The sequence below is a fragment of the Ktedonobacterales bacterium genome, assembly GCA_036557285.1.
Lineage (GTDB): Bacteria > Chloroflexota > Ktedonobacteria > Ktedonobacterales > DATBGS01 > DATBHW01.
The window spans coordinates 36,422-47,340 of record DATBHW010000038.1; the positions used below are offsets into that span (position 1 = coordinate 36,422).

A 10,919-nucleotide genomic window follows, 5' to 3' on the forward strand; every position below is an offset into this window, starting at 1 on the left:
GCGCTGAGGATGCCCTCCATGAATGACCGAGCAATCCGAATTTTAGATGCGTTCTCTCAGTTTCCTTTTCTCACGGCTGAGCAAGTGATCGCCTTACAGATCTATGGTCCAGGCTCTTACCAGAAAGTCCGGGCCATCCTCAAACACTTTGTTGACCTGGAGTATCTGCTGCGGGATACCCCCCTGTCCGATAAACCAGTAGGCGGGGTGGCCTACGTGTATTGGCTTGCTACCAGGGGAAGAAGCGTTCTAGAGTCTGTTATGCACTTTTGCGCGGACTCGCTTTTCACCAAGCTTTGCAGCAACCATGTCAAACTGCGATCCATTGCTGTTAGCCCGGACGTGAACTGCCTTCGTAAAAGTGCATAACACGCTCTAGAAAAAGAACGTGGTGCTGATTTTAGCGCCTGGCGATTTCCTTCAGAGATGCGCGAGTTCGTCAAGTCTTCCCATCTGCGGCACTGCCTGGGAGTCAATGACTTTCTGATCTGCGCCAAACACCTGTCCTCCCTCTATCCTGCTATCACCATACAGACCATGCTGCATGATTTCATCCTCAAGCGCGAGATGCACGACGCCCCGGTGATCCCTGATGGCCTCATCAAATTTGCTTCTGGAGAAGCGCCATGTCTCTGGCTGGAATATGATCGCAAAACCGAAAAAGAAGAGGCCTTTAAAGAGAAGATCAAACGCATGGTGGCGTTGATGGAGCAGGGATTTGACGAATGGTTTGAAACGCCGCTGGAACAGTTCACCTGGGCTGTTGCCACGCCTTTTGGCGACCAGCGCGCGCGACAATTGAGATACTGGTGTGAACAAGAGCTGACCGCCTTGCACCAGATCCACCGGGCCCCCGTCTTTCTCTTTGCTGCGCTTCCTGAGCACTTTGATCCGGCTGTCATCTTTCTATCCCCACTCTGGGAGATTGCTTGTGAGGATGGAAAACACAGTTTGATTGAAGCATGAGCCACTTTTCTCACTGATTTCCGCAGGGTGTAGAATTGACCAGACAGTCCTCCACAAGTGGATGAGGACGGCAATAGAGTCTCATTACAAAAGAATAGATCAGACTCAAAGAAGAGATATATTTACTACCAATCACAGGAAAAGAGAGCATTGCTGGGGCGGCTCTATTCCTGGAGAAAACATAGGAAGCAGGATAGGAAGCCCATACCTACAGCGAACATCTGCCGCCCTTGCGAGAGCAGAAACTATATCCATCAGTTTCAGGCTCCTGCCGATAACGGACCTCAGAAAGACGAATCTTTCCCCATCGTTGAGGGATAGCAATAATGCCTGCATAGCGCCCCTCCTCGCTCTCCATATCAACCAGCGCATAAATGAACATATCAGCCATTGTCTATCTCTTTAGGCTCTTGGTTCAATTCGATTTCAGGGTGCCACTTTCGCATGTAGGCGATGAGATCGTCACGATGGATAAACCATTCGCGGCCACGCCGACACGAGGTGATTTTTCCAGCGCGACATAGCTTGGTTAGTTGTGACGAGCTAATTCCTGTCAGGGCTGAGGCTTCGCCAGTCGTCAGCATCTCATCAAACCTCATACAGCACTCCATCGCTACAAGCATTCTAGTATAACTCTTGACAGTTCTAAACGCTTGGTGCTACCATGATAGCAAGGTTGCACATGGCACGGCGCAGGGGTGATGTTAACACCCCGACGCCGCTACAGCGCAGTCCTGTCCAAGACAGGTCAGGCCGTAGCGTATATTCTAGCATTACCTTGCTACTACGCTCGCTCTCTGTTAGGACTGTGGGCGTTTTTGTTTTGCTGCGCCATTGCCACCTAACGAAAGTGAGGAATACTCGTGACCGAGTATGGCAAGTGGCTGCTAGCCGGCTGCATCTTGCTGCTGCTCTTGCTAGCCGTGATCGCGCTCTGGTCGGTGTTCTTCTGGCTGAGCCTGGTGCTGGTGTGCCTGGGCCTGGTGGTACTGGGCTTTCGGGTGTATGGGCTGGTCCATCTTGGCATCACCCAGGTGCAACTGCGCAATGCCGCCGTTGCCAAAGCCCGAGCTGAGGCCGACCAGCAGCAAGCTATTGCCGATCAGCAGCATGCCCAGGCTGCCGCGCTCTGGAATCAGAGGAAGATCATCCCCCAGCACGCCATTGGCATGATGCTTGATGAGCCAGGGCAGGCACAGCTCAATCAAGTCTGGACCTGGAGCCAGCAGGCCGGCACGCGCAAGACGGAGATCAATCTGCTCGATGGGCCAGAGGCTGAGGGACCAGCACTGCCCGTTGCGCCGGACTTCCGGGTGCTGCGGCGCGAGATTGGCCCGAACCATTTCCTGCTGGGCAAGTACCTGGAGCCGGACACCGGCAAGAGCGTGCCGCTGTGGGCCGCGCTGGATGACATCATCAGCCTGGTCACCATCGGGCCGCAGGGCGTGGGCAAGACAACCCTGGCGCGCAGCCTGGCGCTCCAGCAGGTGATGCACGCGGGCGAATTGCATGTCGTGGACTACTTCAACGATGTGGCGAGTGAGATGCGCGCCTTCTTCCCGCACTGCTACGCCGAGCCAGGCGAGACTGAAGCCTACGCTGGGGCGGTGCTGTTCCCAGAGATGGAGCGCCGCGCCGCGCTCTACCGCGCGGGCGAGCGACAGTTCCCGCCGCTCTTGCTCATCGTCGATGAGTGGCGCTCGCTGCGACCCGATTGTCCGGTGCTAGCCGATGCGCTGGAGCATGGCTTCACCGACTGGCGCAAGCTCAATTTTCGCATGGGCCTCTTCAGTGTGCAACTGGAGCGCGCCGATCTGGGCGTGAGCAAGAGCGCAGTCAGCACGGTCTGTCTGTTCAATGCCAACGAGAACCTGGCACGCACCTGGGGCTATGGTGGCAAGGAAATGCTGGAGGCGTTGCGAGCGCTGCGTGTCGCTGGGCGTGGGTATTGTGTGGTCAGCGGACAAACCTTGCAGCGCTACGCCTCGCTGATCGCGCTGCCCAACGTCTCCAGCGCGCTCTTTCGTGAGGTGTTGCTGGACTGCCGACGCGACATTCGAGATCGGGTTCGCGCTGGCGTCGTCGAAGCTGACCGGGAAAGCGCCAAGCGTGCCTGGAACAGCCTGTTTACGTCGGCAGTGCCAGCCGTCGAGGGGGCGCAGTTGCCTCCCCTACCGATGAAGCCGAGTGGCTCTTCTTCTCCTTCTTCTCCTGCGCACGCGCGCATAGAACCGGCGGATGTGCGCGCGTACCTGGCCCAGAAGAAGGAGAAGAAGAAGACCACCTATACCGAGGCCGAGCGTCAAGAGGTCTTGCGGCTGCATTTTGAGGAGAGCATCCCAGCCTCGCGCATCGCCAAAACGATGGGCAAGGATACTAACTTTTATTACGAGGTACGAGCGATTCTCGCCGAGGCTGCTGAGGCAGCAGAGGAGCAGCAAGAAGATGATCGTTGACAGTGCCCTCTTCGCACCCACTCTTAATGCAGGGCGGGCTGGCCCAGCGGCGCGCCGAGGAGCTGGAAGGCTGGCTCACCCAAGCCGCACGGAGCCGCCTGCCGGAACTGAAGGGGTTTGTTCGTGGCTTGCGCCGCGATGAGGCGGCAGTTCGAGCGGCCTTCTCAACAGGGATCAGCAACGGGCAGACAGAAGGCTTTGTGAACAAACTCAAAGTGCTCAAGCGGAGTATGTACGGGCGCGCCAACTTTGATCTGCTGCGGCTGCGCTTCCTTTATTGCGCGTGATGGTTCCTGGTCCGCCAGCAGAAGCGAGACCTGTGGCCCTGCCTGATCGCACTCCCTCCCAGGTGCGCTGTGACGCGCTCCGATCAGCGCGCAATGCTGGCAGGGGGATGGGCTCATGTCCATCGCATCCCTGGTGGTTGGTGGAGCCTTCCAACGTGTGTTGTCAGCACCGCTCATTTCACCCCGTCTCCAGAGCCGCCTGCAAGCTCCTGAGATGTTCCTGCGCGTGGTTGATGAGAATCGCCTCGATGATGCGGCGCAGACTCACCCGACCGCTCCCAGATGAAGTGGGGGCTGTTCTCTCCAGGTCTTCGTCCTGCAGGCCCTCGATCAGCCCTAAGACGGCGGCCTCGTTGTGCCGCAGCACCGCCAGCGTCTCCTCCTGGGTATACGTGGCAAAGTGGTGCGCATGCCACTCGTTAAAATCCTGCCCCGCAGGACCGTCTGCCTGCTGGGGAGGAAGCCTTTGCCCAGCAAGGATCGCGGCAATGACGGCTGCGACCCAGCCCTCTTGATCGTAGCCGTTGGCGATATGGTGGACGGTGACGCCAACCGACCACTCCCCAACCACGCAGGGGGTTTGCCACTGCGTGGTCGTACAGGGTTCCACCAGGCTCCTGAGGGCGTCGTTCACCTCAGCAAACCGACGTACCAACTCTTGAACGTGCTGCTGCATCTGTGGCTGCCTTCCTTCCAGTAATGAGCGCCATGAGAGCAGTATACCAGGAGCGATCGCTCCTGGCAACGCTGCTGGGTGCTCGCCTCCATGCGAGCAGTCGCCCTGGAATCGGGCGGCATCACTGCGCACCGGGTGGGGCCAACCTTGCTTTCAGCGCCACCTCTGTTCTCCTAATAAGCAGGCAGGCTCACTTAATGCGAGGATGAGCCACTCTTCCAGTGTCTCACACACCCGGTCTCCCGGCGTTGCTTGAGATAGCGCTTGATAGTGGCAACGGAAAGCTGAAAGGCGGCGGCAATCTCGGCCTGGCGATGCCCTTGGTCAACGGCTCGCACGATGCGTTGGCGTAAGTCGTTAGAATAGGCTCTCATGCCGGCAGTGGCGAAAAGTGCAGAGTACTGATACCATCAGCGTATGAAACAGCCACCTTGCCCCTCTTGCCACCAGGACGAGTCCGTCATCAAGAGCGGTCTCAATCGGACTGGCTCGCAGCGCTACCGCTGCCAAGCCTGCCGCCGCTATTTCACCCCTGACCCCAAACCGGAAGGCTACGATCTGGCGCTGCGCAAACGGGCCCTCCAACTCTATCTGGAAGGCACCAGCCTCCGCGCGATTGGACGCCTCCTGGGCATCCATCACCAAAGCGTCAGCAATTGGGTGACGCGCGCTGCCGATGCCTTGCCTGCTACCGTCACTGATGCTACCCCCAGTGAAACGATTGAACTGGATGAACGCTACCCCTTTGTCCAGCAGAAAAAAACGAAGTCTACATCATCGTCGCCATCTCCCGCCGCAGCGGGCTGATCGTTGGGCAGCAGGTCAGCCAGGATCGGAGCCTGGTCACCTTACAAACGGTGGTAGACACCTTGCCCAGGGCGACACGCTCCACCAGCGATGGGCATGCCGCCTATCAAGAAGTGGTCTGGCCTGAAGGCAGCCAGCATCTGGTCTCGATAGGCAAGGAAGAAACCTACACCGTCGAAAGTCTCAATGCCAACTTGCGCACGTATCTCAAGCGGTTAGCGCGCCGCTGCCGCTGTTTCAGTCGCTCCCTGGACGCCTTACGGCGTGCGGTGCGGCTCTTTGTCTATTATTACAACCAGCGCCAGCGGCTCTATCTCGCGCATCCCAGACTGCGCGGACATTTGCCTCTGCTCAATTAGCCACTCCTCTCATGCCTCCAGTCTAGCATATCGCTCAATATTTCTGGTCACCGCTCTAACTTCCGGCTGGGGATGGCCCCAGTGATGTTCCCTCCATAATTGCTCACGTTCCGGACGGGCATGGAGAGCTTCCTTTCGAGGCAGGGAGCACGAGCAGGTCTACTACCACAAGCAAAAACGCGGCTGAGCCGATTTTTCGCAGGTGAGAGTGTTTCCAGACCAGGAACAACGGGCGTGTCATCTGGACCAGCCCTTGCCTAAGGAGAGGGGCGCAAACGACGGATCCTGCAGGATCGCTTGCTCATCGGCTGAGCGTGTCTGCTCAGCCAGCGCGGCTGGAGCACTGGCGGTCTCCCTTTCCGGATCCGTGGTCCGCTGTCTGGTGGCAATCATCCGCTTCCTCCTCTCGCAGAGGCATCTGGCTTCTGTTGTTGAAGCCCTCTTCCCACCATCGCTGCCATCCACAGGCCAATTGGCGAGGGCTCTCCACGAGCCCACGAGCGCGGCAGCAGCGATGAGTTGGGGGAGATCGGATCGCCAGGCCGTTGCTCACTGGCTCGTCTTCTCGCCTGCTTTTGGCATGCGGAGTGCTTCGTCCTTAGGAGAGGGAGGAGCGACGTTGTGACGATCGCGTGCGTCTGGCTGCCGGGACAGCGGGAGCTGATGCCCCGCGCCCAGGCGTACCACAAGCTGGAGGCGGTGGCCGCGGGCCATCAATTCTCCTCGCTTGACTCCCCGCGGCATGTCGCTCCAGGAAGGAAGGTCGGTATGGCACTGCCATTGGCCAATTTGTTTTTTGTGAGTCTGAACATTGGGGGGCCTGGCGTCAAGTTCCTGATCCTCACATTCCAGATTGGCGACAAGCCCGCGATCTCGTATGACCTGCTCCAGTTGCTACTGATCCTGGGCATCTCGATTGTGGCTGCGGTCCTGCTGGAGCGACTGCTCTGGCGCGGCACCCCTGGCGGACTGCTGGGCGCCTTTCTGATCTCGCTGATTGGGATCGGGCTGTTCCTCGCCTTGATCCCGCTGGTGTGGAAGGGCGACTACTACATCGATGGGATTCCGCTGATGACGGCCATTATCGGCGCGGTCTTCTCGCTGCTGGTCGTGCATTTGCTGTTCGGCTTCTGGCGTCACGATGGGGTGCGCAGGCGGCCCGTCTCCAGTTCCTAGCGCAGCAGACCGGAAGCGGGGCAGGGCACGTCGGCAGCCGCTGGACCAGTCCCTGTACTTCCAGGGGCCCGCGTGACGGCCTGGCTGTGGAGACGGGTCCAGCACCTGGCCTGGTCATGCCGCTCACACGTTGCTGCTGTGAGCGTGCGAGCGGCATGACCAGGCCACATCAGTATGGGAAGCGGAAGGCGGTTGTCTTTTACCACGGCCACAGGCGCCTCCAGCCCGGCTTGGACTTGGAGAAAGGTTGAGCCGCCAGCGCCAGCGGCACCGTCGAGCGCTGCTGCACCTGGCGATTGATCTGGCTGAGGGTTTCCTCGCCCTGCTCATTGAGGCGGCGGACCTCTTTGAGCACCTGCTGGCGTGTAGCAACTCCTTCCCTGGGCGCAACCAGCAACGCCACGGTAGCGCCCAGCACGGTGCCAAGGAACAAGCCAAGGAGCACGCCAAAGACATAAGCCGTATCATCGGAGTCCATGTGTCTTTCATCCTTTCTCAAGGGGTTCTTGATGTCCCTTATCAGGAGCCCTCGACCCTGAAAACTCGCCTCGGTCCCGGACCCCGATCACCAGCAAAATGACGCCCGCCAGGACCAGGAGCCCGCCCCCACAACAGCCGCCCGCTATCTCTGCGACGGCAAGATAATGGAAAAAGGTGAGGCCGCCCAGCGCGATCAGCAGGGTTCCGATCATCAGCCATATCCCGTCCGCCCCGTGGATGCGCGCCAGCTGCCCCTGGAGGTGGCTCTTGCTGAAGAGCCACCTCCAGGGGCTTGCCGCTCGCGTCGACTCGTCACGTCGCCCAGATGCGGCTTGGGGCGCCTCGGTGCTGGGCGTCAGGAAGTCCTGAGCGGGGGCTTGGCCCGGATGCTGGTCGGTGGGAAGCATGACGAGCATCCTCTCAGAACGGCTCCACCGCGGGCTTGCGCCGCTCAAGCCGATAGAGGGGCGCATCGGTGATCGGTTCCCCCTCCAGGTCCACTTCAAAGACCGCTCCATACCCAGTGGCATCTGGGGGGACCAGCGCGACTGGCAAGGAGAGGAGAGCGGGATGTTTCCGCTCCAGCCAGGCCAGGAGATCGCTTGCCCGCCACCCCTCCCCACCACCAGACAGGAAATAGTGGTCTCCCAGGCGGATCACTTCCTCCAGGCACGCTTCCAGCGTCAGGGTCCGATACGAGGATTGGTACTGTGCCATCAGATCATCTCCTTTCGGCATGGCTTCGATGGTATTCGCTGCTCGGTCACGAGCAGGGGACACGCCGGGTGTCCATGAGGTGGTGATCCTGCCTCTTCCAGAGGCCGTGACCACCAGCACGCACCAAGATAAACTATTCCATCTCCATCAAGCAGGTGACGATGCCTGGCTGTCTCCGCTGCCCCCACCACTGGGCACCTCTCTGTACTGGGTGCTGGGATACGGCTCATCCCTCGTCCTCGGCATGCTGTGTGCTCCATAGCGCCGCTTCGGCTGGGGCAGAAGGCCGGTGGGGCGCTGGGGTCATGGTGAAGTGCAGACCAGTGGGGTCTGCCTGTAAGTCTTCCTGCGGTTGCCCAGCGGTGGGCCCAGCGGCGCCCGCCAGGCTCTTGCGTACCTGCACCTCATAGAGGATGCCTGACAGCTCGGTCGCCGTCGGGCGTTGTCCGACCCAGAACGAGTTGATTTCGGCCCCCAGCAGCAGAATGACACCAAAGTAGTAGAAAAAGACCAGCACCAGCATGGCAAAGCCTGCCGTTGCACCGTAGCTCTCTGGCCTCAGGAGAAACGTCGCGTAAAATGGAAACGCAATGACATAGATTTCCAGCAGCGCTCCAGCGATGAGTGCGCCTTTCCACGCATCGCGGATTCGCAAGGGGCGGTTAGGCATGACCGCATAGATCACCAGAAAGAGGGCTGTGGCGATCAGCAAGCCCGCCAGGCCCGTGGCAAGCGCCAGCCAGACACGAGCTGCCAGAGAGTCGCCCAGGAACCGGCCCACAAAGGTGGTGGAGAGAAACGATGGCGCTGCCGAAACGACTAGCAGCACCGGCATGAGCACGACAAAGAGGAGCAACATCAAGAGGGCGATGAGGTTCTGGCGCACCAGGCCGCGCGGCGGCAAGCGATAAATGATGCCAAAGCATTGTTCGATGGTCACAAAGAGCCGCGAGCCAAACCAGGCGCTGAGGAGAATAGTGATGAGAGCCAAGACGCCGGAACTGGCGGCCAGCCGGTGCAGCGCAGGCTCGATGAACTGCCCCCCGCTGGGAATCGCCGCGCCAATCTGCTGGATCAACTGCTGCTCTGACCTGGGTGCCAACTCACCCAGGAAGAGGCCAAAGAAGCTCAAAAACATCGCCAGCAGGGGCACGATCGACATCAGCAGGGTATAGGCAAGCATGGCGGCCAGATTGAAGACCCAATCGTTGATGATCTTAGCCCACAAGGCGGCAAGCGCCTGCAGGGCGTGCTTGGCCGGAGAGGTCGCTTTGCGCTCCTGCGGCACGCTGGGCTGGCGTGCTGCCTGGCCCGACGGACTGCTGGTGCGTCGAGGCTGCCAGTTCGATGGCCGCGATGGCTGTGCTTGTGGTGTGGAGAGCGCCATGGCTTTCCTCCCTTTTTGGTCGAACTGGGCTGCCGCCTCGCGAGCCAGTTGGACCACTCCCGGCGACACGGCTCCTGTCAGCCTGGTACCGCAGGCCGAGCGAATGCCTCCTCGCCCGTCCAGCCTTCTTGCTGGCTGCTCCTGGGCAGCGAAGACTCAACGCCCTCCCGCCCGTCACTCCTCGGGGTCGGTTCAGTCCTCGCCTCCCGCGCGTCTTGCCGCCAACGCATCGTGGTGGACATACTGCTGGCATCTCCGCCAGGCGCGCAAGGAGATGCCGATCTCTATGAGCGGATGCAGGAGCTTGCCGACCGCTTGTCGCGTTGCTGCGCCTGACTGGGGGGCAAACAGCATCGCCCAGACGGCTCCGACGATGACGCCGCGCACGAACCAGCGCACAGCCCGCCTGACCCGCTTCAGTCGCGTCGCACCCGCGCGGCGGAGCGTCGTGAGAGTACCACACAGGTCCTGGATCGGTTTCCCAAGGAACTCAGATTCCCACTCCCGCATTGGTGCCTCCTGACTGGCAGCGCAGCCCAGCCGTGGCTAGGGTGCGCTGCCAGACGAGCCTACCTAGCTTCAGCGAGGCAGCTCCCTGGTGACCTTGCCCACGAGGCGTCGGCCTTGGGCGAGCAGGTCTTGGGTCCCTCCCTGGACCCGGTGACTCATCTGATTAAAGGTCCGTTCCCCCTGCTTCCGCATGAGGCGCCCTTGTTTCATGAACTGCTGGCGCGCATTGGCACCTTGCTTCGTGAGAAAGAGCCAGGCGGCTCCAAAGGCTCCGAGCACGACTCCGGACACTGGGAAAATCCATCGTGGCATAACGCTCCTCCTTTCCTCGGTCTTAAGAAAGGAGATGCACTCGGCATGCCAAACGGCAGACCTGCTGTGCATTACACCATATCCTATCCATCCTTTTGCCACATAAGCTGACCGGCTTCGATGCTATTTCCTGGTCTCATGGCAATCGATCAATACACATGTTTACCCATATCCTGTCCTCTGCTGCCGCTCTCTGCCGCATATCTGGTCCGCAGGTGTGCTGTGTGCCGCAGGAGCAACTGGTAGGAACACCGCTGCGATGCTGTTGGCATTTCCATCTCGTATATGCTTTAAAGCGGACAGGATATGGTTTGGAGTGGGTTGCTTTTTGTCCTCCCCCCCTGCTATACTGTTCACCGGCAGGGAGGCTGCTGGAACTCCCCGTAGGCTGAGACCATCGTGACCAAGACGCATCTCGCGCTCGTGGTGGAGCAACGAGGAGGTGTGCAGGTGCTCACGTCCGTCCAATTTCAACAGTGGTGCCGCCACCTCCAGCTCAGTGCCGCGACGCGGGAGGTGCTTCACACCCTGCGCATGTCGCCTCCCGCACGCCCGGTGCAAGGGCGGGGGCATAACGTCCACGGGAGCTATCCCAGCCGCAAGATGGAGGGCCGGCGCATTCCCTTTGAAAGCCATACCCTGGAGCTCGCGGCAATCTATCTGCTGGAACATGATCCCGCCGTCCTCGAACTCTACGGCCAGCCCACGCGCTTGCACCTGCGGTACCAGAACCAGCAGGGGCGGACTATCGCCCCGAGACACGTTCCCGATTTCCTGGTCCTACGC

At 60.1% G+C, this 10,919-nt stretch carries 16 protein-coding genes; 8 read left to right on the top strand and 8 right to left on the bottom strand.

Going from position 1 to position 10,919, the window contains the following annotated elements:
- Positions 1–18: 18 nt before the first annotated feature.
- Both VH599_10760 and VH599_10765 read left to right on the top strand, forming a co-directional pair.
- Entirely contained in the window at positions 19–369 is a 351-nt protein-coding gene (locus tag VH599_10760) for a hypothetical protein (protein ID HEY7348785.1), read from the top strand.
- A gap of 57 nt (positions 370–426) precedes the next feature.
- A complete protein-coding gene (locus VH599_10765; GenBank protein HEY7348786.1) occupies positions 427–966 on the top strand; it encodes a replication-relaxation family protein in 540 nt (179 codons plus the stop codon).
- Between the two features lie 208 nt (positions 967–1,174).
- Here the strand turns inward: VH599_10765 and VH599_10770 are convergent, their stop codons facing one another.
- Complete coding sequence (locus VH599_10770) at positions 1,175–1,357, bottom strand: hypothetical protein (protein HEY7348787.1); 183 nt, start codon at positions 1,355–1,357, stop codon at positions 1,175–1,177.
- Complete coding sequence (locus VH599_10775; protein HEY7348788.1) at positions 1,350–1,565, bottom strand: helix-turn-helix domain-containing protein; 216 nt, start codon at positions 1,563–1,565, stop codon at positions 1,350–1,352. The genes VH599_10770 and VH599_10775 overlap by 8 nt, the downstream gene beginning before the upstream one ends.
- 264 nt (positions 1,566–1,829) lie before the next feature.
- Here VH599_10775 and VH599_10780 point away from each other — a divergent pair, with 264 nt between their 5' ends.
- Both VH599_10780 and VH599_10785 read left to right on the top strand, forming a co-directional pair.
- On the top strand, positions 1,830–3,422 hold the full coding sequence (locus VH599_10780; protein HEY7348789.1) for an ATP-binding protein: 1,593 nt from the start codon (positions 1,830–1,832) through the stop codon (positions 3,420–3,422).
- Positions 3,423–3,424: 2 nt separating this feature from the next.
- A complete protein-coding gene (locus tag VH599_10785; protein ID HEY7348790.1) occupies positions 3,425–3,709 on the top strand; it encodes a transposase in 285 nt (94 codons plus the stop codon).
- Between the two features lie 178 nt (positions 3,710–3,887).
- Here VH599_10785 and VH599_10790 read toward each other — a convergent pair whose 3' ends face one another.
- Both VH599_10790 and VH599_10795 read right to left on the bottom strand, forming a co-directional pair.
- Positions 3,888–4,385 (bottom strand): DinB family protein, encoded by a 498-nt coding sequence (locus tag VH599_10790; protein HEY7348791.1) that lies wholly within the window; start codon positions 4,383–4,385, stop codon positions 3,888–3,890.
- Positions 4,386–4,579: 194 nt separating this feature from the next.
- Positions 4,580–4,759, bottom strand: a complete 180-nt coding sequence (locus VH599_10795) for a helix-turn-helix domain-containing protein (protein ID HEY7348792.1) — start codon at positions 4,757–4,759, stop codon at positions 4,580–4,582.
- Positions 4,760–4,802: 43 nt separating this feature from the next.
- Between VH599_10795 and VH599_10800 the strand changes: the two genes are divergently transcribed.
- The 3 genes from VH599_10800 (at position 4,803) to VH599_10810 (ending at position 6,727) form a co-directional block, all read left to right on the top strand.
- Complete coding sequence (locus VH599_10800) at positions 4,803–5,192, top strand: helix-turn-helix domain-containing protein (protein HEY7348793.1); 390 nt, start codon at positions 4,803–4,805, stop codon at positions 5,190–5,192.
- Positions 5,193–5,224: 32 nt separating this feature from the next.
- The gene (locus VH599_10805; protein ID HEY7348794.1) at positions 5,225–5,551 is read left to right on the top strand and encodes an IS1 family transposase; all 327 of its coding nucleotides are present in this window, start codon (positions 5,225–5,227) and stop codon (positions 5,549–5,551) included.
- Between the two features lie 768 nt (positions 5,552–6,319).
- A complete protein-coding gene (locus VH599_10810; GenBank protein ID HEY7348795.1) occupies positions 6,320–6,727 on the top strand; it encodes a hypothetical protein in 408 nt (135 codons plus the stop codon).
- A gap of 199 nt (positions 6,728–6,926) precedes the next feature.
- Here the strand turns inward: VH599_10810 and VH599_10815 are convergent, their stop codons facing one another.
- The 4 genes from VH599_10815 to VH599_10830 form a co-directional block, all read right to left on the bottom strand.
- A complete protein-coding gene (locus tag VH599_10815; protein ID HEY7348796.1) occupies positions 6,927–7,205 on the bottom strand; it encodes a YtxH domain-containing protein in 279 nt (92 codons plus the stop codon).
- Positions 7,206–7,627: 422 nt separating this feature from the next.
- Positions 7,628–7,924: a hypothetical protein gene (locus VH599_10820; protein HEY7348797.1), complete on the bottom strand. Its 297-nt coding sequence runs from the start codon at positions 7,922–7,924 to the stop codon at positions 7,628–7,630.
- 226 nt (positions 7,925–8,150) lie between these two features.
- Complete coding sequence (locus VH599_10825; GenBank protein ID HEY7348798.1) at positions 8,151–9,311, bottom strand: YihY/virulence factor BrkB family protein; 1,161 nt, start codon at positions 9,309–9,311, stop codon at positions 8,151–8,153.
- Positions 9,312–9,503: 192 nt separating this feature from the next.
- Positions 9,504–9,821, bottom strand: coding sequence for a YtxH domain-containing protein (locus tag VH599_10830; GenBank protein ID HEY7348799.1), 318 nt, complete (start codon positions 9,819–9,821; stop codon positions 9,504–9,506).
- A gap of 711 nt (positions 9,822–10,532) precedes the next feature.
- On the opposite strand from VH599_10830, the gene VH599_10835 reads away from it, so the two are divergent.
- A partial coding sequence (locus tag VH599_10835) for a hypothetical protein (GenBank protein ID HEY7348800.1) occupies positions 10,533–10,919 on the top strand: 387 nt, incomplete at its 3' end.